The organism is Paenibacillus hebaui (assembly GCF_051934385.1).
Classification (GTDB): Bacteria; Bacillota; Bacilli; order Paenibacillales; family Paenibacillaceae; genus Paenibacillus.
The window spans coordinates 2173890-2199783 of sequence record NZ_CP196836.1 but is presented as its reverse complement, the minus strand read 5'-3'; the positions used below and the strand labels follow the sequence as shown (position 1 = coordinate 2199783).

The 25894-nt window shown below is 37.7% G+C and carries 30 protein-coding genes and 1 tRNA gene; 4 read left to right on the top strand and 27 right to left on the bottom strand.

Annotated elements, in window-relative coordinates; all coding sequences use genetic code 11:
- Nucleotides 1-111 precede the first annotated feature (111 nt).
- On the bottom strand, nucleotides 112-2553 hold the full coding sequence (locus ACR32F_RS10090; RefSeq protein WP_440118529.1) for a flavocytochrome c: 2442 nt from the start codon (nucleotides 2551-2553) through the stop codon (nucleotides 112-114).
- A gap of 13 nt (nucleotides 2554-2566) precedes the next feature.
- Nucleotides 2567-3181 (bottom strand): NADPH-dependent FMN reductase, encoded by a 615-nt coding sequence (locus tag ACR32F_RS10085; RefSeq protein ID WP_440118527.1) that lies wholly within the window; start codon nucleotides 3179-3181, stop codon nucleotides 2567-2569.
- A gap of 180 nt (nucleotides 3182-3361) precedes the next feature.
- On the opposite strand from ACR32F_RS10085, the gene ACR32F_RS10080 reads away from it, so the two are divergent.
- Both ACR32F_RS10080 and ACR32F_RS10075 read left to right on the top strand, forming a co-directional pair.
- Nucleotides 3362-4291, top strand: a complete 930-nt coding sequence (locus ACR32F_RS10080; protein ID WP_440118525.1) for a LysR substrate-binding domain-containing protein — start codon at nucleotides 3362-3364, stop codon at nucleotides 4289-4291.
- Nucleotides 4292-4300: 9 nt separating this feature from the next.
- Nucleotides 4301-5239: an FAD:protein FMN transferase gene (locus tag ACR32F_RS10075; protein ID WP_440118523.1), complete on the top strand. Its 939-nt coding sequence runs from the start codon at nucleotides 4301-4303 to the stop codon at nucleotides 5237-5239.
- A 148-nt stretch (nucleotides 5240-5387) separates the two neighbouring features.
- Here the strand turns inward: ACR32F_RS10075 and ACR32F_RS10070 are convergent, their stop codons facing one another.
- Entirely contained in the window at nucleotides 5388-7067 is a 1680-nt protein-coding gene (locus tag ACR32F_RS10070; RefSeq protein WP_440118521.1) for a recombinase family protein, read from the bottom strand.
- A gap of 118 nt (nucleotides 7068-7185) precedes the next feature.
- On the opposite strand from ACR32F_RS10070, the gene ACR32F_RS10065 reads away from it, so the two are divergent.
- Nucleotides 7186-7257 (top strand) — tRNA-Ala (locus ACR32F_RS10065).
- A gap of 37 nt (nucleotides 7258-7294) precedes the next feature.
- Here ACR32F_RS10065 and ACR32F_RS10060 read toward each other — a convergent pair.
- From ACR32F_RS10060 to ACR32F_RS09975, 18 genes are all read right to left on the bottom strand, one after another.
- A complete protein-coding gene (locus ACR32F_RS10060) occupies nucleotides 7295-7537 on the bottom strand; it encodes a hypothetical protein (protein ID WP_440118519.1) in 243 nt (80 codons plus the stop codon).
- A 9-nt stretch (nucleotides 7538-7546) separates the two neighbouring features.
- Nucleotides 7547-8491, bottom strand: a complete 945-nt coding sequence (locus tag ACR32F_RS10055) for a BRO family protein (protein WP_440118517.1) — start codon at nucleotides 8489-8491, stop codon at nucleotides 7547-7549.
- Nucleotides 8484-8852 carry a hypothetical protein gene (locus tag ACR32F_RS10050; protein ID WP_440118515.1) on the bottom strand — a complete coding sequence of 123 codons (369 nt, stop codon included), beginning with the start codon at nucleotides 8850-8852 and terminating at the stop codon, nucleotides 8484-8486. Before ACR32F_RS10050 ends, ACR32F_RS10055 begins: the two co-directional genes overlap by 8 nt.
- A gap of 15 nt (nucleotides 8853-8867) precedes the next feature.
- Nucleotides 8868-9263 (bottom strand): hypothetical protein, encoded by a 396-nt coding sequence (locus tag ACR32F_RS10045; RefSeq protein ID WP_440118513.1) that lies wholly within the window; start codon nucleotides 9261-9263, stop codon nucleotides 8868-8870.
- A 43-nt stretch (nucleotides 9264-9306) separates the two neighbouring features.
- Nucleotides 9307-9927 carry a Rha family transcriptional regulator gene (locus ACR32F_RS10040; protein WP_440118511.1) on the bottom strand — a complete coding sequence of 207 codons (621 nt, stop codon included), beginning with the start codon at nucleotides 9925-9927 and terminating at the stop codon, nucleotides 9307-9309.
- Between the two features lie 190 nt (nucleotides 9928-10117).
- Nucleotides 10118-10432, bottom strand: a complete 315-nt coding sequence (locus ACR32F_RS10035; protein WP_440118509.1) for a hypothetical protein — start codon at nucleotides 10430-10432, stop codon at nucleotides 10118-10120.
- A 97-nt stretch (nucleotides 10433-10529) separates the two neighbouring features.
- The gene (locus tag ACR32F_RS10030; RefSeq protein ID WP_440118507.1) at nucleotides 10530-10748 is read right to left on the bottom strand and encodes a hypothetical protein; all 219 of its coding nucleotides are present in this window, start codon (nucleotides 10746-10748) and stop codon (nucleotides 10530-10532) included.
- A gap of 94 nt (nucleotides 10749-10842) precedes the next feature.
- Nucleotides 10843-11229: a type II toxin-antitoxin system PemK/MazF family toxin gene (locus ACR32F_RS10025; protein ID WP_440118505.1), complete on the bottom strand. Its 387-nt coding sequence runs from the start codon at nucleotides 11227-11229 to the stop codon at nucleotides 10843-10845.
- A 280-nt stretch (nucleotides 11230-11509) separates the two neighbouring features.
- A complete protein-coding gene (locus ACR32F_RS10020) occupies nucleotides 11510-11890 on the bottom strand; it encodes a phage holin, LLH family (RefSeq protein ID WP_440118503.1) in 381 nt (126 codons plus the stop codon).
- Nucleotides 11891-11914: 24 nt separating this feature from the next.
- Nucleotides 11915-12823 carry a peptidoglycan recognition protein family protein gene (locus ACR32F_RS10015; RefSeq protein WP_440118501.1) on the bottom strand — a complete coding sequence of 303 codons (909 nt, stop codon included), beginning with the start codon at nucleotides 12821-12823 and terminating at the stop codon, nucleotides 11915-11917.
- 48 nt (nucleotides 12824-12871) lie between these two features.
- Nucleotides 12872-13414: a hypothetical protein gene (locus ACR32F_RS10010; protein ID WP_440118499.1), complete on the bottom strand. Its 543-nt coding sequence runs from the start codon at nucleotides 13412-13414 to the stop codon at nucleotides 12872-12874.
- A 4-nt stretch (nucleotides 13415-13418) separates the two neighbouring features.
- Nucleotides 13419-13877, bottom strand: a complete 459-nt coding sequence (locus ACR32F_RS10005) for a Panacea domain-containing protein (protein WP_440118497.1) — start codon at nucleotides 13875-13877, stop codon at nucleotides 13419-13421.
- Nucleotides 13878-14012: 135 nt separating this feature from the next.
- Nucleotides 14013-14456: a phage holin family protein gene (locus ACR32F_RS10000; RefSeq protein ID WP_440118495.1), complete on the bottom strand. Its 444-nt coding sequence runs from the start codon at nucleotides 14454-14456 to the stop codon at nucleotides 14013-14015.
- A 68-nt stretch (nucleotides 14457-14524) separates the two neighbouring features.
- Nucleotides 14525-14683, bottom strand: a complete 159-nt coding sequence (locus ACR32F_RS09995) for an XkdX family protein (RefSeq protein WP_440118493.1) — start codon at nucleotides 14681-14683, stop codon at nucleotides 14525-14527.
- Nucleotides 14676-15230, bottom strand: a complete 555-nt coding sequence (locus tag ACR32F_RS09990) for a hypothetical protein (protein WP_440118491.1) — start codon at nucleotides 15228-15230, stop codon at nucleotides 14676-14678. Before ACR32F_RS09990 ends, ACR32F_RS09995 begins: the two co-directional genes overlap by 8 nt.
- A gap of 11 nt (nucleotides 15231-15241) precedes the next feature.
- Entirely contained in the window at nucleotides 15242-18793 is a 3552-nt protein-coding gene (locus ACR32F_RS09985) for a hypothetical protein (RefSeq protein ID WP_440118489.1), read from the bottom strand.
- A 112-nt stretch (nucleotides 18794-18905) separates the two neighbouring features.
- Entirely contained in the window at nucleotides 18906-19088 is a 183-nt protein-coding gene (locus ACR32F_RS09980; RefSeq protein WP_440118487.1) for a hypothetical protein, read from the bottom strand.
- Nucleotides 19089-19136: 48 nt separating this feature from the next.
- A complete protein-coding gene (locus ACR32F_RS09975) occupies nucleotides 19137-19379 on the bottom strand; it encodes a hypothetical protein (RefSeq protein WP_440118485.1) in 243 nt (80 codons plus the stop codon).
- Between the two features lie 452 nt (nucleotides 19380-19831).
- On the opposite strand from ACR32F_RS09975, the gene ACR32F_RS09970 reads away from it, so the two are divergent.
- Nucleotides 19832-20620 (top strand): stalk domain-containing protein, encoded by a 789-nt coding sequence (locus ACR32F_RS09970; protein WP_440118483.1) that lies wholly within the window; start codon nucleotides 19832-19834, stop codon nucleotides 20618-20620.
- A 43-nt stretch (nucleotides 20621-20663) separates the two neighbouring features.
- Here the strand turns inward: ACR32F_RS09970 and ACR32F_RS09965 are convergent, their stop codons facing one another.
- The 6 genes from ACR32F_RS09965 to ACR32F_RS09940 all read right to left on the bottom strand — a co-directional run bounded on the left by ACR32F_RS09965 (nucleotide 20664) and on the right by ACR32F_RS09940 (nucleotide 25481).
- The gene (locus ACR32F_RS09965) at nucleotides 20664-23402 is read right to left on the bottom strand and encodes a phage tail protein (RefSeq protein ID WP_440118481.1); all 2739 of its coding nucleotides are present in this window, start codon (nucleotides 23400-23402) and stop codon (nucleotides 20664-20666) included.
- A 10-nt stretch (nucleotides 23403-23412) separates the two neighbouring features.
- Complete coding sequence (locus tag ACR32F_RS09960; RefSeq protein ID WP_440118479.1) at nucleotides 23413-24180, bottom strand: phage tail domain-containing protein; 768 nt, start codon at nucleotides 24178-24180, stop codon at nucleotides 23413-23415.
- A 65-nt stretch (nucleotides 24181-24245) separates the two neighbouring features.
- A complete protein-coding gene (locus ACR32F_RS09955) occupies nucleotides 24246-24533 on the bottom strand; it encodes a hypothetical protein (protein WP_440118477.1) in 288 nt (95 codons plus the stop codon).
- A 23-nt stretch (nucleotides 24534-24556) separates the two neighbouring features.
- Complete coding sequence (locus tag ACR32F_RS09950; RefSeq protein ID WP_440110381.1) at nucleotides 24557-24865, bottom strand: hypothetical protein; 309 nt, start codon at nucleotides 24863-24865, stop codon at nucleotides 24557-24559.
- On the bottom strand, nucleotides 24855-25040 hold the full coding sequence (locus ACR32F_RS09945; protein ID WP_440110379.1) for a hypothetical protein: 186 nt from the start codon (nucleotides 25038-25040) through the stop codon (nucleotides 24855-24857). The genes ACR32F_RS09950 and ACR32F_RS09945 overlap by 11 nt, the downstream gene beginning before the upstream one ends.
- 351 nt (nucleotides 25041-25391) lie before the next feature.
- On the bottom strand, nucleotides 25392-25481 hold the full coding sequence (locus ACR32F_RS09940; protein ID WP_367988533.1) for a putative holin-like toxin: 90 nt from the start codon (nucleotides 25479-25481) through the stop codon (nucleotides 25392-25394).
- Nucleotides 25482-25894 lie beyond the last annotated feature (413 nt).

Sequence of the window (25894 nt, the reverse complement as noted above, 5' to 3'; positions counted from 1 at the left end):
CACGACCACAAAACCAAACCATTTTCACATAGAAAAAAACCCGCAAAACACTCGAAAATCCTTGTGTTAAGCGGGTTCTTTACATATGGAACCTGGAGTGATCTATATTTCTTATTTTACATTCTCTAAATCATTCATCTCATTCACAGCAGTCTTACCAGCAATTCGTCCGAAAGTAAATATGTCAGTCAAGGCATTACCACCTAAACGGTTGCCTGCATGTATACCTCCTGCAACTTCTCCAGCGGCATAAAGATGCGCAATGGGCTGACCTTGTTCATCTAATACACGGGTTTTCGTGTCGATCTTAATACCACCCATTGTATGGTGAACTGCAGGCTTTCTAGGCGTGGCGTAAAATGGAGCTTTCTCTACTTTTAAGCTAAATGTATCCTTATGGAACTCCGGATCAAAGCCCTCTTCCACATACGAGTTATACTTATCAATCGTAGTTCTAAGAACTTGAGGGTTCATATTGATTTTCACTGCCAGCTCTTCTATCGTATCGGCTCTAAATAGAGTACCCGCTTCTACCTGCCGATCTATTTTTTCCTGGCTTGTATTCGCTGCGGTTTTCTTGATCTCATCATCAGCGATAAGGTAAAATAAACTGCCCTGCTCAATAGCAGCTTTCGTTAAGACATCTCGTCCAGAAAATTCATTAACAAATCGTTCTCCCTTTTTGTTAACGATGACAAAATTTTCAGGAGGTACCTGCAGTCCACTGAACAGCTCGCCCGTATCCGGGTCAGCTACAGGCATCATTTGAGTGAAACCCATTCCGGTAAGCGCCGCTCCTACGCTCTTACCAAGTGATATCCCATCACCAGTCATAGCATAGGAATTGGTCGTTTTTACATCATCATCAATATGGCTCCAGTACGTGTTATATTCCTTGAGCATCTGTGTATTTGCACCAAAACCGCCGCTAGCAAGCACAACGGCTTTGGCATGAATGGTTATTTTCTGACCATTGACACCTGTTGCGATAACCCCTGCTATTTTACCATCTTCCAGTATCAATTGTTTGACCGGACTATCTGTAATGATTTTTCCTGAATGCTGTTCTACATATTTGCTAAGTGCAATGATAAACGCAGAGCCATAACTTTTGACAGGTTTATGACCGCGGCGCCAAAGGGCACCCACTGGAGCAAATACGATACTCTTATCATATTCAACCCCGATATCCTCAAGCCACGTAACACTTTCCAAGGCATGGTCTGTAAGTACTTTTACCAGATCGTATTGTCCATATATCATATTTCCATTCAGGTCCGTTCGTTTGCCCCCGAAATAGGTTTGCATTCTGTGAAGAAGCGGGGAGTCAAATAAATAAGCCTTTTGTGTGCCGAATTTCTCCTGATAAGCTGAAAACTCTTCTTTTAGTGCACGGAAATCCTCTACATATTCTGAATGGATCAAGCTCTCTTCGGTACTTAATAAATTCTCAATCGTTTGTCTTTCCCCTGGATTCTCATTAAACTGTTGTTGCCATTCAGGATCTGCAGCATTGACAGGACCACCGGAACGGATGGTGTTCCCTCCCACGGCAGGGTATTTCTCAAGAACAATCGCACTTGCTCCATTTTGTAAAGCTGTAGCAGCCGCACTTAGTCCCGCACCGCCGCCACCTACAATGACCACATCACAAGTATATTCTTCGTCATCCCTCATCTGGCTGCTAGCAGGTTTTGGCCGTCTTTTGAGTATGTCAGGATTAACGCCGGCAAGCTTAACCGCTTTGGCTACACCGTCGATGACACCATTACTGGTTTCAGAAGCACCTGAGAGAGCATCCACATTGAGCGTCTGTCCCTCGATAATTTTATTCGGAATTCTTATAAAAACGACATCGGCAATACCTTCGGTTTCACCCTTCGAATCGATATCGATACTTTCAATTCTATTTTCACTAAAGGATACCTTCATCGGAAGGTTTCCACTATGACCTATTGCATTAACCTCATACACACCGGGCTTATAAGTAAATTCTTCTTCTTCATTAAGCTGATTTGAAATTTTGGTAAAGCGCAGGAAGCGCAGGAAACATATTTCCAGAAAATCGATCGTCCCTTCATTGTTCAGCTTACCTGAATCGTCAAACGCTTTATGTGCACTTCCAAGCAAAAACTCATACCCTGGCATCACATTAGCTTCGACACCTGGTGCATCCAGAATTTGACGAAGATGCAACTGCGCTCGAGAGGAACCTTGTGTTCCCTGTGACGCACCAATGATCATCACGGGTTTGCCAGCAAGCGGATGCAGCTCAAAGCTTAGCCATTCAAGCAAGATTTTAAGGGATGAAGGGATGGAATGGTTATATTCGGGAGTGGCAATAATTACACCATCACTTGCGATAATTTTTTCGTTAAACGTTTGTATAATTTCACTATTCGTTTGGTTATCGGACTGATTAAACATAGGAACATCTGTAATTTCAAGGATTTCAATGGCTGCTCTGGACTCAAAGTGTGTTTTCATGAACTGAAGCAGTTTGCGATTATACGATTTTTTTGCATTTGTGCCAACGATCGCTATGATTTTCATTGTGATTAGCCCCCTACTCTTGCCAGGAAAATTTTTTCGTTTTTTTCTTCAAAGTCCTTTTTGACAGTAGTTCAGAAGTGATCTCAGTAAACAAAACAAACTCCCTGAAGATTTCGTCAAGCTCTGCTACTTTGTAAGCGTTAATAAGATTGCCACTGTTATCAAACGCACTCTGTGATTTTCCCAAAAGAAACTCGCTGCTCGGCATCAATCTCGCACCAAGCTCAGGCGAATCAAGGATTTGTCTGAGATGCGCTTGTGCTCTGGAAGAACCAAGTGCGCCATGTGAAGCACCAACGATTAGAACAGGTTTGTCAACTAACGATTGCGTCGTGTAACTGATCCATTCCAGAGCACTTTTCAAAACGGCAGGTATGGCATGATCATACTCCGGTGTGGCGATAATTACGCCATCAGCATTGGAGATTTGATCCGATAAGTCTTGTACCTTCTCGGGAATGTCAACCTCGGCATCCTCTATTTCATCTTTTTCAATGAAAGCAGGCAAATCCTTAATTTCGTATAAATCAATCTTGACCTCACTCGAAAAATGCTTTTGCATAAATTGAAGCAGCATGCGGTTAGTTGACACATCTGAATTCGTGCCCACGATTGCTAGATAATTCATGGTAATCCCCTTTCTGTCATTCGAGATGATGTTTGTAACTGTCAGACACGTTCTATGGCATAACTCTAGCATATCAAAGGTGAAATGATCTAATAGTTATTCATTGCAGTTTGATAACTAATTTGTTATAATCCAAGCACAACCTAAAGTAAGTTATTTTTTTCACAAGGGGTGAGAATCATGGCAAAATTAGAATCTCAGGACATCCTGTGTTACATTGATAGCCTCTTAAAATACAGTAACTATAGCAAGGCTGCCAAATCACTTTATATTTCTCAGCCCTACCTGACGAAGGTTATTCAAAAAGTCGAAAGTCAGTTAAACAGTGAGATTATAACTCGCAACAAGCTTCCGTATCGATTAACCGAGCAGGGAAAGATCTATTATCAGTATTTAACTTCACTCGAAAATAGCTACGCCAAACTTATCAGGGAAATATCATATGTATCGGATAATGACAACAAGGTGATACGGATCGGAATCCTTCCTAGCCTTGGTTCTTATTTAACTCCCCTTTTTCTACCCGCTTTTTTAGAACTTCATCCTACTTATAAAATAAACCTTTTAGAAGATGTACCTGAAAAAAATGAGAAACGTATCCAAAATAATGAGTTGGACTTTTGGATTGGGCAAAATTCGAGCAGTATATCTCCAAACCTAAACTCGTTTAGCTGGGGCAGGCACAGGTATCGAGCTATTATTCCGCGCTGCTGTGAACTATACCAGAAGAATGTAGCGGTCATTCCGGAAGGAACGATTGATATAAGTACAATGTTGAGTCAAAAGCTGATTTTAACTTCCAAAGGCTCTGCGATCCGAAAACAGATAGATCAATTACTTAGTGTCTACAAGATACAACCCAACATCATTCTGGAAAGTAACGAAATCTATACTGTACTGAAGCTTGCAAAGCAAAATTTGGGTCTGACCATCGTTCCTGAAAGTATACGCATCGACGAGTGCCCCTCGGAATACAACATCTATCCACTTCCTGTAGATAAGATGAGTTTGGATTATTTTATAGCACATCATGGTGAAAGAACGCTAACTAGCGTTGATCATAACCTAATAAATACCTTTCTGAATCATGGACAAAAATGTGCGATGTAGGAGGCTGTAATGAATAATTATACGGAAATCATACATCTCATGGGAACAAAAATATCCCTCTATATAGAGGGGACAGATGCTGAAAAGCTCGCCCATGAAGCCGTGAATATGCTGTTACGTTATGAAAAAGTCTTTAGTGCCAATAGTGATAACTCACAGCTTGCCATGCTCAAAAAAGAAGCTGCATCACATCCTCAAAAGGTGGACGAGGAGCTGTATCGACTCATAAAAAAAGGAAAAGAACACAGTTTGAATGAAGATTCATATTTAAATATTGCGATAGGTCCATTGATCAAATTATGGAGAATTGGTTTCTGCGAGGCACATGTGCCAGAAAATTCAGATATAAAAACGGCCTTGGAGCTCCTAAATCCTGAACATATACAACTCGATGATGAGCAAAACACGGTCCATTTATTAAAAAAAGGCATGGAAATCGACCTTGGAGCGATCGCTAAAGGTTATTTTGCTGATAAAGTTATGGAATTTTTCAAGAAAAATGGAGCTACGTCAGCTATGGTAGATATGGGAGGCAATGTTCTTGTTTATGGAGATTCACCCTCTGGATCTAGTCACTGGAAAGTCGGAATACAAAATCCATTTTTACCAAGAGGAAATGCAGCAGCACTCGTTAGCATAAGGGAGCAATCCGTCGTTACATCAGGAATATACGAGAGAGTTTTAGAGAAGGAAGGGAGTCATTACCATCATATATTTAACAGCAGAACAGGCTATCCAATAGAAAGTAATATCGCTTCTTTAACGATTATTGCGGATAGATCGTTGGACTGCGATATATATACTACAGAATTGTTTGGGTTAGATGTAGTTTCAATTATTCATAGAGTTAGTAAAATGAAGGATATGGAAGCTGCCGTAATCACTACGGATGGAAAACTGGCCTATACAGATAATCTTAGGGGAAGAATTGATCCCGTATTAAGGTAAAGTTATCAGCTACTCCATTAAGCCAGGATGTAACGGCTTTTTGCGTTATACGTTACAAATATCGTGCCGTTCTTTTGCAAACAAAAAACGGCATCTCTGCCGTTTGTGCGTGATGTTGGTGGAGCCTAGGGGGATCGAACCCCTGACCTCATCGCTGCCAGCGATGCGCTCTCCCGCGTAGTTCAGAAACACTACCATTTCCAGCATTAGATAGAAACTGCACAATGTCCAGTCTGAATTTAATATCAACACCATCACGCATTACAGTGACGACATCAATGATGCTTCGAAGCATTGTTTTCTTTTTCTCATCAGTCGCATCTTTGAATATATCAATCCAAACACTAATACTCTCAGCTAACTCTTTAATATCAGTAAGTTCCGATTTTTTAGATTGCAAATCAATTTCTAACTTTCTTACTTCGGAATCCACAAGCGTTAACTCATTTTGTTTTTGCTCTATTAATTCATTAAGCATTTCAGGTTTGAAAGCGCTCTTTCCCAAGATACTTTTCGATATTTCAGATTTCAGGGCATTTATTTCTTCGTAACACGATTCAAGTTCTTTGTTTTTATTTTCAACCTCCTGTTTAATATAATCATATTCATCTTGATTATAGTCTTTAGCATATTCTTGATAATCCATCTTTTTTAAATATGAAAGATAATTATCCACCTCTTCTAAGACTGTATCCTCTATTTTGGCTTGAGCGTACATTGTTTGACCCGCACATTCAACTTTCTTTAGTGCTTTCCCGCTACATCTGTACACTGCTCTCTTCCACTTCTGAATATCGCCATTGGCTAGGATATATTTCTTACTATTATAAGTAGTAGTTAATGGTGACCCACAATAGCCGCACCGGATCATTCCAACAAGCAATAACGGACTTTTGGTACTATTCACTCTAGAGTAAGAGTGATTTTTAATATTCTCTACCGATCTAGAACTCCTAAATGTTTGTATGTAATCAAAATCATCTTCCGGTATGATAACTAAGTGAGTTTGACATTTTTCAGGCATTGTCCATTCACTTTTATCCTTTGTAACAAAAACCCCTTCTTTAGACTTTCTTTTTCCATATGCAGGATACCCCTTGTAGGTTGGATTTCTTAATATAAAGTTTATTGCTCCTGTATTCCAATTGGAGCCAGTTGCAGTTTTAATTCCTCTTTCATTTAAATATTGAGATATTCTATTACTTCCATAACCTTCATCTTTAACAAGATTAAATATTTCTCTAATTACAATAGCTTGATCTTTATCGATTTCAAGCATCATAAGTTCTTTTCCTTTTTTATTTACAATTCCTGATTTTACTAGCTTATATCCAAATGGTGCGCTTCCACCTCTAAAAGCACCATCCTCAGCCATTTGCACATGTTTTTCGTCTACTCGCATGGAAGTCTTACGTGACTCAATGTTAGATTGCCAGAAGCGAAGAAAGTTAGTGATATCATGGCTCTCATCTTTAAATTCTTGCTGTCCTTCTTTGACTGACCACACTTCCACTCCTTGAGTAGTAAACCATTTAATTAACATAGGTGTTTCATATGTTCTTCTTCCTAATCTATCAAACATAAAACACAATAAAATATCGTAATTTCCATTTTCAGCATCATATTTTGCTCTTTGTATTTCATCGCGATCATCGTTAGATGTCTTATATCCAGATACACCTTTCTCCACATACTCCTTTACTAATGTCCAACCTTTTGAATCTATAAATTCGATACACGATCTTCTTTGCATTGGTATATCATTTCCATCCAACTGTCCCTTAGTCGAAACCCTGTAAAATGTTGCTACACGTAACTTACCTGCCATAATTAATTCCTCCAGTCGCTCTTATGTACATCCATAATTATATAGCATTTCTTTAATTGAGTAAACAAGTATTGACTGCCTAAGATTAAAGTGATATATTACTTTTTGTGTTCATCTTGGGGCGTTAGTTCAGTGGGAGAACGCTTCGCTGGCAGCGAAGAGGTCAGGGGTTCGACCCCCCTACGCTCCATACATTAAAGACCCTATCTAATGTAGGGTCTTTTTCTTCATTTAAATATGTAATGTTTCTTATTCCCCAATATTGAAGCTACTTTTTTATCCAACTCCTCTATATCCACTTCATTTGAAAAACTTAAATTTACCCACATCTTAGTCTTGCTATTAAACCGCTTTAAACCTTCTATTTTTCCGTTTATATCTATACTAGTAATTCGATATGTATTATTTCCAACTTTAATCTCTTCGCCAACAACGTCTTCTATGTATGTACTCTCTTTAATACTACTCATACTGCTACCTCAAGCACTATGGCTATTATCTTGAGTGTATTTTGTTTCAATTGTAATATATGCTTCGCTTGCTAATTTCCATTTATTATGAACATCAATGATATGAATACAATTACATTTGTTTTTTAAACTATTGTCCGTAAATGGCTTTTTACCAAGGGATATTCTATCTGCGTTAATTTTCTTCCACTCACCTTTTTGTCTTGAGTACACGTCAAAACTTCCAAGTGTTTTCATCATTCTGTAAAGTTCTCCATAGGCTATTTGTTTGTTACGACCAAAGAATTTATTGGCAAGAATAGTCACTTTTTCATCTAAATTTGTTCGATCACAAACGAATAATTGGCGCTGTTTGATTAATTCGTTTTCTTGTTGAACCTTATCTACAACCTCTGTTAACTGGTCAACTTTTGCGTTAATAGCTTTCATTTCTTGTTGTTGCTTATATAATTCAAGAGATTTCTCTGCATCCTTAAATTGAATCTGTACAAGCTGGTCATAAGGATCAATATCCAGTAGTTGTTTGAGTTTGTATACTTTCAGGTTTAACTTTTTTTCTGTTTCATCTTGGATCTGTACAATTTGATTTTCAGTTTCATCATAGTGTCCCGTTGTTTGAATCTGCTTGATTACTTTTTTGACTTTCTTTTTGAACTCTTTACCCTTGGGCAATTTACTATTGTAGATTAAGTCGAAAATTCCGTCTTCAGTTAGGAATATCTCTCCAGCATTGTTGAGTTTTCGGAAGTCGGGATTCACGACATCCGAATTCATAATTTTATATTTGCAATCTTCGTCTACATGTCTAATAAGTGCATCTCTTGTGTTTGAATACTCTAGAACACTTGCTGATTGACCACCATGAAATAGTGCTTCTCCCTCAAAATCAAAATTCACATCTTCTTTCATAAGAAACTCCACATTAAATCCTTCAAATTTAATCAAATTAGCCAATATTATTTTCTCCCTTATTTTCAAGTTTTTGAATGATACTAAAATATGTATCATAGTTTCTAGCGCACAATTGACTTAAATATTCAAAAGAATAGCGGACTGATAGCCACCAATTAAATTCGTATTTTTCATAAAAAGCTTCTGAATCGTAACTCAAAGTATCTAATACTACTTGGTGAAAATCATTATGTCCGTACAGTTGTAGCCCTTCAATCCATCCATCTAATCCTCGAACTACATTAGAATCAGAAATATGATTTAAAACTAACCATTCTACTCCATTCGCACCCTGTTCCAACTTGTCTTGAATCATACTCCACTCAAGTCCAAATAGTGATTCAGTGTTAATAGTTTTCGTCATGTATCTATCTCCTTTTCATTTTTTAATCTTTGATTTAGATTGTACTTTTTGCAGAAAGTCAAAATATTTATCATAGTTGTTTGCTTTCATAATGAAAAGATGTAGTAGTGTCATATCAACAGTCATCCACCAGTTGTAGCGATGTTTAGAATAAAATTCATCCGACTTCATTAGAAGCGAATCAATAAACACGTCCTCATAATGATATTTTCCGTGCTCTCTTTCTTCTTCGATCCAATCATTTAAACATTCATATTTCCATGGTTTAGGATTAAGATTCAGAACCAACCATTCTACCCCATTAATTCCCGCCTCTAGTTTGTCGTTAATAATTTGTCTTTTCAAACTATAATGAGCTTCATTCTTCTTACAATAAGCATTGAAACTGTTAACATCTACATTAATTATCAATTTACTGTTCTCCCTTTTATGTGTAATCAGGTTGTCTCACTTCTTACAATGCATATATTTTAGCTAGATAGTCGATTCCTTTTGGTGTTACATAAGTTGTAGGAATTACTTTTGATCTATATTTATTCTTCTTTATTACATCTTTGACTTCAAAATATCCATTATCTAGGAATCGCTGTGCTGGTAGATTACTACCCTTGAGTAATATTTTTCTCTTTCTTAGATCAGCCATAACTTTATTTCGTCCAATCCCTATGCCAAATGATTTTACGGCTGCATTAAATGGTAGAGAGTTACTTGCTGTAAACAATTGAGCATATAGGCTTTTGATTTCTTCGAGTGTCGCAAGATATTTTTGTTCTAGTTCATTAAACGCATTTATGTAATCCTCTTTAAGTTGATCGGCCTTCTTTCCTGTGAAGCCCATTGCGATAAATATGTATCCATCTTTTGTCATGTTATATTTTATGTATGTTTGTTTATTTTGACTGTGCATGTAAGGGGTCTCCGCAAAATTGCGGAGGGTGAATTCATTGCTACATCTGACGTTTCTAATTGCTCTAAGTACATCATCGTGCCGTTTATTAAACTTCTCTGCTAACAGTATAGAATCTGTATAAAATCTCCCGTCTTGTTCAAAAACTAATTGTAATTTGTTTGTCATTCTATTTATCGTTCTCCCTTATTTTTGTGCCTTAACTCTAGGACACTGCGTCTCATAGTCATCTTTCTGTCTTAATATGTGCAAACTTATCATTTCATTCAATTGATCAGTATTATTTATTCACTTATAAACATTTAACGGAACCTCATCACATCTGATCTAACCTCACCTCCCTTCATATCGACCATGATCAAACCTCTTTTATTGCTTCGTTCCATTCTTCAACTGTCATCTCTACATACTCCTCATCATTGTGAAGTAATAAGATGTTTGTCAGGATGTCATGTCCATCAAGTTTACGATATGCCTTACGTGCAGCCATAGAATGTCCCTTTACATCATAGGATTTCTTATCAAACTCATTCACAATTCGATCATATTCACGAATCGCTTCATTTTTGTCAGCGTACTCAAACATTTCGGTGTTAAAGTGTTTTGGTTGCTTGTTGATCCGCTTGGATTCATCAAGATAAAAATGTGCCAATACAATTTTCCATGGTTTCATATGTAATCCTCTTTTCAATTGTAATCAATCTATACTTCTTCATTGAAGCGGGTAAACCTTTATGTATCTGCTGAGAGTTTAATCTCAGCTTATTGTTTTACATATAATATCGGTGATCAACAGCAATCCAACATGAGAAAGATCTATTACCAATATCGTTTATTACATAGCTCTCTTCACCCACACCTAGCGTCTGCTGTCTATGTACTTGATACAATCTATCTTTTGTGAGTCTGAGTTTATCTACATTATCCCCACAGAACATTGCGTATGTGGCTTTATCCAAGTCTTTTGTTTCTTGCAACTCCATGATCATTCTTTGTTTTCCCTCCCTGTTTGTTTTGTTCTTACTCTCTCAATATAGTTCTATGTAGTCATAAAGTCAAGTATTATCTTATCATAATTAAAATTCATTTTCCTAAACTGATGTCTATCGCTCTCGAAATCGCTGGTGAATACTCCTCAGGAAGAGTAAATAATTTATTTACAAGATTTTCGTTCTTGTTGAGTGTCATGATCTGTTCACAAAGCAAAATACTATTATCGGCAATATCACATTTGTCTGCTTCTAACAATACATGAGTAGGCATCGACTTTTTAACTTTAGATGTTATAGGAATTGCTAGAACCACTGGTGAATATTTATTTCCAATATCATTTGAAACAATTAAGACCGGACGAACACCGCTTTGAATTGAACGTTCTCTATGTCCCAAGTTTGCCAGCCAAATTTCAAATCTTTTGACCGTTTTAGCCTCTTTAGCCTCAACCCCTCTGCGCTCCATTACCATCGTCATATAAATCTCTCCCTTTCATCTATCGTTGTTATCATCACTATACACTGTTTATTGTATTATTTTTACTCATATAAATCATTATACTCTTATATTCACACAAATCAACAGGAACACACGTTCTTTTCAAATAAGTCAATATGTAAAACCTTACATCATGGAATATTTTAGTCGGCTACTAAAAAAGCTTGACAAGAAAAAAGGAAAAAAATAGGGACTGATATATGTATATATACCAATCCCTATATAATTAATTAATTCCGTATTATTTTTACACTTATAATTATTTTGATGATCGTTCTATTGCTTCCGCTATGGCTATCTCAATTAATTGACGTTCAGACTCTGTTGGCGTGATTCCATATTTCTCAAGCAGATGTCTAACAATATTAAGTGATACTTCTTTTTTATCAACATTGTCATCCATATACTCATCCACATATTCAACAACGGTATCGGCAATATCTAATGCAAATGACGCTTTGTTCTTATCAAGTCCTTTAACGTTAATCGCATCAAGTACAAGTCGTGCAACCATTAGTGTTTGTTGCACACCTTCAGTCTTATCTTTGTTAATCCATCCTTTTCCCTTGACATACGGTATAACAAATAACCCTCCTACAACAGCAGCAAGGATGATTGCAATAATATATAGGTTATCCATTTATCTTATCTCCTTTATGTATGATTACTTGCTTACTTTGATGTTATTATCTTTACGGTAGTTAATCACAAGCTGTCTCCAAAAATCGTAACTACCTGTGGTGTCAGAAATATAATCTTTGTAATACTCATATGCAGCTTTAGCCCAAGATGGACATTCCATATTAGCCTTGATTTTCTCAGCCTTAATCCAATCAGATTGTTGTTGAATTGTTTTCTCAAGACTAGCCACTTGTAACTTTTCTGCTTCGGTCATTGGTTCATCATCCTTTGGTTTTGTAATTGGAGTTGCATTCGAAATCCCATTTCTTAATCGTTCTAACTCTGCTTTAACTTGAGGAATGAAGTTTTTGCTTGCAGAAGCAATTGTGTTGCCGTCTCCCCAGTAAGCAGTGCCCGGACATGACTTACTTGACTTCCCCGGTGTATAGTCTCCTAGACGTGTACCACTGGCAGAGAACCATGCGTGATATACAATCTTATCTGTATTAACGGGTACATAAAACTTTTCACACAATGCAGCATACAAATGAATCGCAGCTTCCCGTTGAATTGGTGTCATTGTGTCTACACCTTTGTCAAAGCATCCAATAATCTCGATACCTACATATCCCGCATTGTTATTGTAGATACAAGCAGGAGTCATGTTTAAATCTCGATCTAATGAAATACCCACCTTACCGTCCTCAAACAAAGTTAGGTGCTGTCCAGTCGCTTTCCATTTGTTCGTGTTAATATGATAGTTCCGCATTCCTTCTAAACATGCAAAATGATCTTGTTGAGCAATCCCGTTAATCATCTTACGAGTAGAGTAGTTAGGCGATCCAGTGTGGTGTACTTGCAAACCTTTGATTCTTCGTGTCACTTTTTGCTTTTGTAGCCATGGTCTGAACTCTGATATTTCTAATAGAAGAAAATTGCCTTTTTGGATCATTAAATCACTCCTTGGATAAATAAAAAAAGACGCTCTCATGTGAGCGCCTTAACTGTATGTACTTATAGGACAATAGCTGTACTTGCTTGTATCTGCTTGATTATGATTTTTGCTTAGATGGATCAAATGATGATAATCGATGAAGACTGGATACATGATGTTATATACATGATCATAGATACAAAAAAGCCTAATTGATTGAGTGGTTCCAAGTTGCCAGATATTAAAACTGTCATCGCTTTCTGTCTCAAACTTATTACCGTGGATTTCAGATGCAATTTTATGAACGAGTGTAATTTTGTTTGAAGCTACTGTGTGACAATGCTTAAACTGACCATTTGAAGCACCATTCTTATAAATCTCCTTCCAGTTCTCATGGATTATTGGAAGGAGTTGAGTGAATATCTCAACGACACACTTAGAAAAACTGGCCTCATCTCTAAGTTTACTTGTGAAATTTCCAACCTCAACTCCTCGCATCCAATTATGATAGGAAAAATCGAAAGATAAGTTTCTTCCGTTTGTAGGAGATATGTCATTGCTGACTCCGGTATTTGCCTTTTTATTGTTCTTTACAACCTTCTTTGCCATACAGCTAACCCAGCCGAGCAACGTAACATTCGAAGATGTCTTTGTCAGAAATTTTAACTTCGCAACGATCAAGCGGTAAGTATCCCTCTCGTGCATTTTGCCATGGAGATTCTTGATGAGAAATGGATTCTAATTCGTTTCCGTTGTAGCCTCCATATACTCCCCAAACTTGGTTCAAAATATCCGTAGTATCAGCATCGAAATTTGGCGCTTCGCCATCAAACTTAGGAATAGCCTGAGATCCTTTGTCTCTGTACTTATTGTAAACCTCTCTGATTACTGGCCCATGCACCCATGCTTCAAACTTATCTGGGAAAAGCCGATCACGAAGATCTTGCACATTTTCGTTCTGAAACGTTAGATGCCACGAGTAAGCATAATACAGAATTTTTTGAAGTTTCTTCGGTGTCATTTCTTCTTTGCTTAAAAACCACTTAATTACATCATCTACACTGTAAGACATGAGGATTCCTCCAATCATATAAAAAGGGGAACAGAAGTTCTCTTGACATTCCGTTCATAATTTAGTATATCACAAAAGTTACGTTTTGTATACACGAAGCATAAAAGTATTCAATTGTCAACGTGAATACTTTTGCTATTGCTTTGTATCTTCTGCTCCACTTTTTTCTTTAAGAATTGAAACTGCCTTTTTCACTTGCTCCGGTAGCGGAAGGTCTAATCGTCCGTAGTTTTCTAAAAGACTAATAAACTCATTCATTAGGTAAAAGTATGTAGCACCAACTGCTAAACTTAATGTTCCATTCAAGCCCAATAGTGTGTCAATACGGAATAGTACTGCAATGACAGTAAACATGAGGACTTTCTTAAGAATCCCAAAGAATCCTTTTCGTGAATTCAATCCTTTGTCGGTTCTATTGGGATTCTTATAGCCTTCATACGCAGACGCAGTTAAGCCTGTAACCCAATCCAAAACAGTAAATACAACAAGCAATGCTAGAGCTTCATTCCATCCTCCAAATGCGTAGCTTACAATTGCACCAACCACCCCCACAATAAAATTTAGAATTTTGTCTGACACATTGTTTTCCTTCTCTCAGATAAAATAAAGACTCCTACTAAGAGGAGTCCTGTAAGTTTAATTTGTTGTTAGGATGAATATGGAGTAGAGGGGATAGGTGGATTTAAAATCATATAACATTCTTCCTCTGTAATAACTCCAAATTTAACATACTGCCATAATTGTGATTCCTTAGCCCATTTGCATTCATAGTAGTATTTAAGTCTTTCATAGTCTGAATTAAACATTTTGCTCTCCTTCCATAGACAGTAATCGAAGCTCAACGCCTACAATTTGAGCACCTAGTGCTTCATTTTGCATTTTAAGGACTGTATTCTCAATTTCTTGCTGAACGATTTGATTTCCTAATATTCCATTTTGTTGTTGTAACTGCAAGGATTCTAATTCATGCATTACAAGTTGATTGCCTAACAAATCTAAACCAGACGGTTCTTGAATTGGAGGCTTGGTTAATTCTTTGATTTCTTCTTGAGTAAGACCCTCATTCCACAAGTCTATAACAATTTCATTGCTATCAAGTTGAAGAGATTCCCACAAATTCAAATTAAATTTCGGATGGAATAAACCAGAAGGAACTGGAATTCCAACAATGTAACCAACAATCTCATCTTCTTTTTCTGCTCTAATAGTATCGCTATCAGTATCACTCATATCTTCAGGCCAACTATTTTGCTCACTTATTGCATAAAAAGGGACGACACCACTAAAGGCATCGTCCACCAACTCGTCCTCCAGATAGAGGCCGTCTATATTTACTTTAGGTACGGCTTTCATGATAAACCTCCTTATTGTTCGGCGGCAAACGGCGGTATAAACATTGATACGTAAGTTCCGTCAATGCCAGCGTTGAAGTAGACCCCGCCATCAACTCCGATAGTCATCTCGCCGAATTTTGCTGCTCCTGAAATGGGTGCCCTTATAGCAGCTTTCGGTCGATATCCTACGGGTAACTTAAAGACCATTGCTCCAGCTACACCAAGTTTAACAAGTCCTCTCAAATGGACATAACCATCACTGTCTTTTCTGTATCCCGCTCCGTCTTCGACACCACCGTAATTAATCCAGCTATTAAGCAATGTCGGTGTAATCCATGCAGGAGCGTCCTTCTCAGCCTTTTTGCTCTCCACCACACTAAGACGTGCATTAGCCTGTTGAACGTCCTTCACCAAGTCAGTAAACAGTGCCTTTTCGTTGTCCGCGATAGAGCCGACAAATGGCGTTATTGGAGACGTGTCCAGCATCAGGTATGTGACGGAATAGGAGGCTGATTGATCAAAACTTGACCAAGGTATTCCAACGTATTCATTACCGTAAGAAACTTCGTACCTACGAGTAATTAAGTAATTGAAAGTTTCTTTACCTTCCTTATACAACGACATAATTACATCGGCTTTATTCTTTAACAAAGCATGATTACCATCATACGTATAGTTAACCACAGCCCAATCACCGTATCTCGTGGGTTTGACGTTTTCCCGCAACACAATCCCTGTACCGACCTCAACCTGATTAGTTCCCTCAATAAACGTCAATTGACCTTCTGACGTGATCGGCTCGACAGTTGGCGTTACGAGCTGGTATAGGAGTTGGTATGGCGTCCAGTTTGGCGCGGGTGTAGTCGGTAAAGAAGTTGTGCCCGCTCCAGGAGTTGAAGTTCCGTCAGACAGTTTATGCCAGTATTTCGTGCCTGACCCGTTGTACGGGGCTCCAGACGCTTCTCCGTCATACATACGCCATCCCATGAAATACGCCTTAATCTCGTCTGCTGTAGGTGTGTATGAGTCTCCCCATCCGCTGTCGGCACTTGGAATAGACATATATACATCCCCTGCTGCTGTGACTGCGTTTGTATCGGGCGTGTTGCCCGTGCTTCCTTGAGGCAATAACTTACCGTCAAATTTTGTGACGATTCCGCTCCCAGCTACTGCGTTCGGTGCTAGACCTGACGCCTTTACCTGTTTTAGCCCAGCAGATCCACCAGCCTCGCCAATTCCCCATGCTTTATTACCGTCCAACGTTAACTTCTTCCACTTCGCCAACCTGAAATACTGCCCGTCTCGCTCAAACACCATATCCGGGTTAGCTCCTGTATTTGGATTGGCATGCAACTCCGTTTGCAAGGCAAGCATGGCATCTTCGCGTGGAACAAATGGCTTGGCTGTATTTCCAAAATTGAGCATCCAGTTTTTGCACGATACATTTTTCGCAGCATCAAAGCTACGCATTACTATAGCAATTTCCGTTCTATTGCCTACGTTGAACGTTTTAACTTTATCGTAAGTATAGGCGAACAACTCTTGGCTATAATCAGAGCTAACTGCTGCCCATCCGACTCCGTTATTCGAACTTGAGTAACCTTCATGTTCATAGGAAAAAGTGTAGTCAGCATTTGGGATTACCGGAATACGAAACGCGATAAAGTCCATGTTTCCACCAGATTGGAAAGTCAATATATAGGGTTCGATTGCAATCGCCTTAGACGCGGCGGTTAAATAAGCAGCTTCGTATAATGGCGGTATCAAATTCTCCCCGTAGCGGATCACATACGGATTTCGGACAGGCTGAACGCTATCGACGTATGGGTATTTAGCAGCTATCTGTTGCGGTGTCATGCTATCGAGTGCGGCGTATTCATCTGCGGTGATTTCATAAAATCTTACAGCGTCAAAATAAGCGTATTGACCTGTAGCGCTGCTATTGGTTTGTACAATAACGGATGCAACGACATCCGCTGTAGGCGCATATGCCCTCCACAAAGGTGCAAATTTAGTAGTATCAGCAGTGGAATTAACGCCTTTAGTTGCCGTTAACCCATTGGCATAAAAAGAGGCATTCGTAGCATTTCCGTTTTTACTATCTACTATAGCAATATAGAATTTATTTGCTTTTGCATTGATTGTATTTACAGCAGTTGCTGTGGCAAAAGAACCTGAAGTAACTGTCAGCTTGATTCCACTGGAACCTTCGGTTTTGTTTGTAGCGTCTGTACTTACTGATCCTTGAAACGATAACCACCGCGAAATATTCTCACAATTTCCATCACGCCCTAATAGGTTAGCCATTGTCCGTCCCTGCATGCCTGTAAGTTTAAATGCAGATTCTTGCTCTGCTTGAACCACTTGCATCCCCGGTTGCAATGTTACCGTTGAACGTTTCTCATTGCTCAAATCATCAATCAATTGGTTTAAACTTTCATGTGTGTGGTCGCTTCTAGATGCCTGTGTGGATACTCCATTATTTTCTTCGAAATCAACAGTAAGTGTTCGATCAGCAGACAAATCGCCTCCACCTGCTAAACCAGCACCAGTTATAATTTCTCGGCTAATTTCGACTAGACTCGGCTTGTTAAGGATATTATTCCATTCTGTTGATACCGAAGTCTGCACAACAATTCTCCAATACTCTGTGTCAACTTCACCCGGCTCAATACCTGTTGAATCTTTTATTGCCATATACAATTTGCTGTTGTACGTAACCATATTGTTAGTTTTATATGGGGCAGTAGGGGAGTACTCACCACGGAGGACTAAATCATCGCCTCGTTGATTTGCGTAATCCCCTTGATCTTTAGCATATTTCCCTTGAGTATTCGCGAATTCTCCCTGAGTTTTCGCATAGTCACCTTGTGCTTTTGCGTAGTCAGCCGATGTATTTGCATTTGTGGTGGCAGTAATTGCTTCCTGTCTTGTTGCTTCCGTTTCTGCAATTTTGTTATTAGCATCAACAATGGTATTGTCCATCTCATCAATTTTTTCATTGGCAGATGTAATAACGCCTGATGCTGTATCGGCTTGAGTCTTAGCATAATCTCCCTGAGTTTTAGCATAATCTCCCTGAGTTTTTGCGTAATCGGCTTTAGTGTTAGCATTGACAGTAGCTTCGTGCACTAACTCAATCGAATCCTCAGTTTCCTTGATCAATTGGTCAAGCTGTTTAACTTGTTCAATTGCATCGTTACCTGCGTCAATGATGTCACCTAGAGTTTCTAGAACTTCACCATTATCTTCCTTTGTCCAGATACGATGATAACTAACAAAGTGATTACCTCTACCTTTATATGTATAAGTTTTCTGAGTTTTTTCAGCAATCATGTGGAATGAAATGATTCCCTCTGTATAATCAACTCGATATTCATTCTCTTTTAGATCACTCTTACTAGTATGAGGGACTTCGAACATATCGGGGATACGAACCTTATATAGAGGAACGGGGATTTCATTCAGTTGAATTTGTCCATTTACAACTGGTTTAGTTTCCGAAATGTCCAAGTAGGGGTCGGTACTTGTACCAGCACGATATTTAGTGATTGTACTTAATTGATAATCAAATGATGACATTGGATGCCTCCTTATGGTAGTTTTTTCGAATAAAGCACAACAAAAAAGCCACCTCCAAATTGAAGGGACTTGTTTCATTATGTGTAGTATGTATTTATGATATCAATGATTTTTACTGTTCCCTCTTTTGTTCCTTAATATAATCCCGCCATGACCTTTTAGGAAGTTTTCCTTCTCTTATGAGTTCCATTTGCTTCATGGATTCCTTCATTGATTCTGTCGGAGTGTTCGGACGCTGAATAGTTGTAATATTCATATTATCTTCCTCCTTATTCTTGTCCTTTTCATTCCACAAACTATCGCCTCCTAGTTAAATACTAGAAGGAATTTGGTGCAAAGTCTATCATTTTAACTTATCTTTACTAAGAGTTGCAAGATTAATTTCTCCGTAATCATAGAGGTTGTAACTATAGATAAAAGAAGCGAATTCTGAATTGCGAAGACAAGAGGGTTGTTCCTTCCAGCCCATTGGGAGCCCATTTTTCCCTTGAATCTTTAGATTAACAGTATATTCTAATTCATTTTCTTTAATAAATATCTCTAGTTCTTCTTTGTAATTTTGGAACTTTTGTAATAGTTCCAGCAAAGCCTTCTCGTTAGAGATGATAACTCAATCCTTTCGTATCTACAGAATGGCTTATAGGATGTTTTCCACGACAACTACAATTACATACGTGATCAGGATTGTTGGGGTCGCAGTTAGCATACCAATTCCTATCTATTGACATATTTAATGGTCTCATATTGACTAAAGAAGGAGTGTGATCATAGATTCTAGGACTATCCTCTTTCACGCTCAACTTAAATGAAACCTCATAATTTGTGTCACCCAAGTCTTCTCTAATGAAGCTATTAATTTCACTTTCATATTTCATCATCTTTTCTCTGAGTCTATCAATTTCTTTTTCATTGAGCAATTTACTCACTCCTAACAAATTCAGTATGTATTGTCGATATATATGGTAAGAAACGGTAACGCATAGTAGAATTAAACGTAAGTACTTTATGTACATAAAATACAATGAGAGAAGTGATAAAATGAGTAAATTGAAAAAGGTAGGCTATGTAAGTTTGGGTGTATTACTTGGAGCATCCCTTACTGTATCGGTTCCAGCTTTAGCAGCTACAGCCAAAACAATTCAAGCTAAGATCAATAGCTCTGTATCTGTGATGGTTGATGGTAAGAAGATGAGCACACAGCCTATCAACTATCAAAACTTAAACTACCTACCTGTTGGTGAGATTGGTAGAGCATTAGACGCTGATGTGAGTTTTGATAAGAGTAAGAATGTGATTAGTATTGAGAGTAAGAATGATACAACGACAAGCAATAGTGGTAATGGTGGTACAGGGAGTAGTGGTAACACAACAACACCTCCAGTAACAGAAACGCCAACACAAGCGACAATTCCAACTGTTAAGGCTGGTGAATCCATTACGGCTAAAGGTGTAACCGTTAGTATTGATAAGATTGAGTATGTAACAGATGGAGAAAAAGTAGATGGATCATCTTTGAGAAAAGGATTCAAAGTCTTTATGACTATAACTAATAATACAAAGTCAAATCTTGTAGAAGTAGGAGGAACATTGGTTTTTGATGCAGGGAATTTTTTAAAGAGTAAAAACATTAACTCGCTTGGTGCTACGTTTAAATTCAATGTTGATGGCTCAAAGTACAATGATTCACAACTACAGCCCGGTAAAACTGCTTCAGGATACATTTACTATGAATTCGATCAAGATGTGAGTATTGGTAAAATACAGTTTTCTCCCATTATTGATCGATTAGAAAATCATGACTACATTGGTACTTGGACATTTGAATAATTAAAAGTTAGAGACTGTATCGGTAAGACACAGTCTCTTTTTATTATGCTCCCACAAATGTTTTCATGTACAAACTAGCATTGATTCGACCTAACGACTGAGAAGACAATTCAATGGTATGCCATCCGGGTGTCTGAATCCATGAGGTTACATCAACGTTATTCTCAATAGAAGAATACATGCCTCCTCTTGTCACTCCATCAATAATCACTCTTACTCCAGTTGCTATTGTACTTTCGTAAATTCCATAATCAATAGCATGAGAATGTGAAGGCATATCGATTCTGTGACTGTGTTCTGGCATATCAATACTGTGTGCATGAGCAGGGATGGTAAATCTGTGTGTATGAGATTGTAGATTTACTGCATGTTGATGATTTCCTGAAGGAACCCAAGTTCTTGTTACGCCATTTACATCTTTAAACTGTGTTCCTTCAGGCCAACCATGGTTATGTCCTCCAGAACCAAAGTATGTCCCTTCTGTTTGAGTTGACCCAGAGACATCACGTGGCTCAGTGGTACTAATTTCAGCCTGTCTCTCCAGAGTTGTAGTCAAATTAATCCGCTCAGACAATGTAGTATTTAAATTAATCACAGCACTAGCAGCACCTTTACTGTACGCTCTAAATCGCTCCAATGAAAAGTTCAATTGAAATTGATGATATGTAATAGTGCTTGGTGAAATATAAAACTTTAGCTTCAATGGATGTGTGCTGTCTACATTATCTGCGAGTTGAATTGTATCTGTCTGAATAATCCCATTTTCATCAAGAACAACTGTTCCAAGTTTACTAACAATCTTAAGTCCATATACTCCCGGTTTATACTCGCCCAATTGTACCCGAATATTCCCCTGCTTATCTTTAATGGTCAATAGGTTACCCTCAATGGTAAACGTGCCATCATTATCAGATATGATCAATTTATTACCCAACAATAGTTTGCCAATTATTCTCTCCGCTATAATTCCATCAGGCAAAATGGCTGTCTTCCAAGTGTTTCCTCCATCATTGGTTAAAGCCATTTGCCCATGTTGTATAATAAGGAATTTTAACGGGTCAGCAGGATCTTTTACAATAACTCCACGTCTTGAAATATCAACTGTTTCCCCTACTCCAGCCGTAATATTACGTTTAACCGTATCAATTGTGCTATTAAAAATTTGTGAGACATCATCTGCGGTTGCTTTAGCTTGATCCCATTTATATTTGCTCATATCTAAAGTAGCCGAACTACTAATACTATTCGTGTGTTCACGCATAAATCTTTCTTGGTCTGTCATCAAATCTTGAGCATTAGACACGACCACATCAATACTTGATGCTTCGAAGTCGTATGTAATTTTCGTTGCAAATGCTTTGACATGGATTCCCAATATTTCATGCTCAACTGTGACCACATCTCCAATGGAGAGCTTATCTTTATTGTGTTGTTCGGTAAAAATTTCATAAAAGTTGACCAAGGATAAATCAACAATAATCTGTGGTTCCCGTACTTTGTTGAATTCCTTTTTACCATCTTCAAGCAGCTTTTTAGCATCTGTGTAATTGTCATCACTGATTTCTTTCTCGTAAACGAATTGATTTAACTCAACTAGCTGGTCACGAGTAAAGTTGTTTTCCATTTTAAATAGATTGTGCAATACTTGCATGGACGCATTTACATTATTTATTTGTGTTGTTAGAGTGGAGATTTCCATGTTCTTTTGATTGATCTGACCCAGTTTAACGTTCTTGTCGTTGATAAGTTGGTAATTTGGTTGCCCAGATTTATCTGTGGCATTATATGTATCAAGATTGTCTTCGATTAGAGCTAACTCTGTTTTTAAAGCTGTTAACTCATTATTCCTTGTACTAAGTTGTCCATTCAGAATCTCAAGTTGATTAAGTAGGGTAGTGTACTCACCTTGTTTATTCTCGATAACTTTTTCGTAACGAGCTAGAGCAATACATAATTCATCACTCATATAGTGACTATGACTAATTACGTTTCCGTTACTGTCTTGCTTGAATGGATAGACAAAATAGGTGAAGTCTTGGATGAAATTAGTTCCAGTTGGATTAGCGGATTGAATAGACATTCCATCTTTTCCGAACAATTTAAGTCGTGTACAAAACTCATCAAGATTCAATTCTTGAGATACACCTTTCATGAGTTTGCCCATCTTTGCTTTAAATCCCTTATTGATCCCATAGTTTTCGGGGTCGTAAAAACTGATTTGTCTCAAATCGGTATCCCAAACAATCAGAGCATTGAATTGTTCCGCAATCTTCTGGACACCTTCAAGTCTCGTACCGCTAAGATCGAATGAACGATACTTCAATTCAAACTGTGCATCCATATAACCAATATTCCAAATGGTTTCTCTTAATATATCGTTAAGCATTTGTTTGGCATTGTAGGATACTACGCTGTAGTCACGAATCAATTTAGCAGACAATTCGTATCCCAAACTATAGCAGTTCACATCTACGGTATCCGTATCGTTCATAATTTTAGATACTTTATCGATTATGTAATATTCTGTTTCATATTCATACTCAAAACGTATAAGAAATTTCTCTCTAATTTCATCTACATGATTATTTCTAATTTGCTTCATATCCAATTGGTCATTGAGAAATAGGGGAAGAGTGAAACTAAGTTCTCCAATATTTCCTTTGCTGACCTCTCGTTTGATTTGATATGCTTCCGTCAGATTAGCAACAGTGGAACGATTAATATTGGGTCTACATAGATAAATCTTAGGCTTGGCTATCTTGGTTGTGAATTCTTCTATCAATCAAATCCTCCTAACATTGGTTAAAGATACAGCGATATTTAAATGTGATTTTGCAATTTCCCTTTACTTTTAGAAAATTTAATCCTTGAACGAAGGAGGGATAGGAGCCATAAACATGATCGAAGTGGTAAGTAAGAGGAATATCAGAGGTAATGTCTTCTTTTTGACAATCAATGATTATTTTTTCTCTGTCGACAAGACTGGTTAAACGAAAGTTAGGACTCTCAGAATTGGAGAAGTTGATAATTTCTATCTCACCATTACCTATCTTTTCAATTTCAATAACAGGCGGTGAATTCATGTTTCCAAGGTTTTCAATTGTAATATCAGATCCAATAGGTACATTGGCAGAAAAATCATACTGCCCTTCTGTTAGAGCAGGGGAGTAGGTGTAAGGACTTATGCTTCTCATGTTGATTGTTATATACCCTTGTTTTAGAGCATTATGTATTAGTTTTGGACTATCGTTATAGATGACATAGTAACGTCTATCAATTTCATTGGAAAAGTATAACTCTTTATAGTAGGGCTGGTTACCCAGCCAGTTTGTAATTGTTCTTATTTTTTCATCATCAAAAACATCTTCAAACGCAAAGCTAAATTCAATTGAAAATGGACTTCGTTCAACTCCAATAAAGTAGGGAGTATCATTATGTCGTATTTTTTCTTCAGTTATGGATTGCTCAGACATTAATTGTTCCTCTAACATACCGCTATTTAGATTAACGTTGATGAGTCCCATATCTTGACTAGTAATACCATCAAATACAAAATACAAATCATCACGTATTGTAATTCAAATCACCTCCATTATATAAATTCGGACAAATAAAAAAGCCCTATTTATTTGGGCTTTCTTCTTGGGATAGATGGAGTATTTTTAATTCTCTGCTTCAGTTCTTCATTTACTTTTCCATATAGTAGCTTATTAAATAGCTCAACTTTTTCAGGTGTATCTAACGTGATTTCTGGATTTTTAAGTAACCGAGTTTCCTCAATCCTTAAAAAGTGTTCCTTTAGTTTCTCAGCATTCATACGTGATCGTTCAGTTGGTTTATTCCTAAGAGAATCAAGTAAACGTTTAGCATCTTCGCCTTTAAGTGTTGGAGTTGAAGCCATTTGAGTTTTCATCTAATCCCACCTCGATTTCGGTATTAACGTTGCAACCTATGTAACAATGCTTGTGCCTGTTTGTTTCGCTGTTTCGCTGCTTCAGTTGGTTTACTGTGTACTTCTTTGATAAATTGTTCAGCGTATTCACTGTCTATGTAGGTGTGGGTCTTGGATGTATCAATTGTTACGACTTTTACAAATCCATCATTTATATCAACAACAATGTGATTGTCACGTAGGTCAATTGACTTTCTTCTTGTTAAACGTTCAGACATTGGTATATGTGAGTGTGGATTGGATAATTTGGAGCGTGTCAATTGATATGGTGTTTCATTAATTCTACTCTTCATGTCTTTTCCTTTTAGGTGTACGAACATGATTCCTTTGTCGTTCCTTAACCTTTTCAATGATTGCGTCATATGGTTGATTCACACCGTGGGCAAAATCAACGAATGCTCTATATTCTTCTTCACTGTTAATTGTAATCTTGGTCGGACGAATCGGTTTCACTTTAATCTCTGTCATACCTTATCCACTCCCTCACTTTGTTCAAATTGACTCCATTTGGCATTGCACTAATATAACTTTTTAGGACTTCTTTTTGTCTGCTGTCTATACCCAAATTGGTTTTATGTATAGGTTTGACTTGTACCAATCTACCTCATCTCCTAACCAAACTGATTAACAATGAGTGTATAACTGATCAACAATCCGCATTGTGAATGTGGAATTTTGGGAATTGTTGTGCTACACTATGGATACAATAAAAAAGAGCAAGGATGCGTGAACATCCCTACTCTTTGCAACAGCCGCTTCTAAGGGCGGTGGCTGAACATAGGTATCCAGAAATTGACCGTCACCTTTGCCGAGGGCGGTCTATTTCTTTTTGTTGAAGGAAAGAATCAAAATCACCAACGTTGCGAATTGAATCATCAACATAAGTGTATCTTTCACTTCCACGGGCATCACCTCCTTTGCAGGAGACTAGCCGACCGCCCATATTAGCCATTCTGTTGTTAAGGAATATTATACCATACATACTAGAATGATGAACACCATTAGACCGATCAGAAACACATCTGATTTATATGACTAGTGATTGCATACGAGTCTAATGGGTTTACTTCATCAGGAAAGCGTGACACTGTGTCACTCTATTCTATGTACTACTTGCAAATTGCTTACTGTCTGAACCAGTCATGAAACTAAAGCCACAATCACTACATATATAGACTGGGACATTGTGAATCATTGCTATAGTTTGATTGGTACGCTTTGACTTAGATGTATGATGCAAAGTAGCAAATGAACCGCATTGACATCGTTTTTTACCCATTACATTACTCCTCTCGAATACAATATAAGTCAAGGGTATGAAA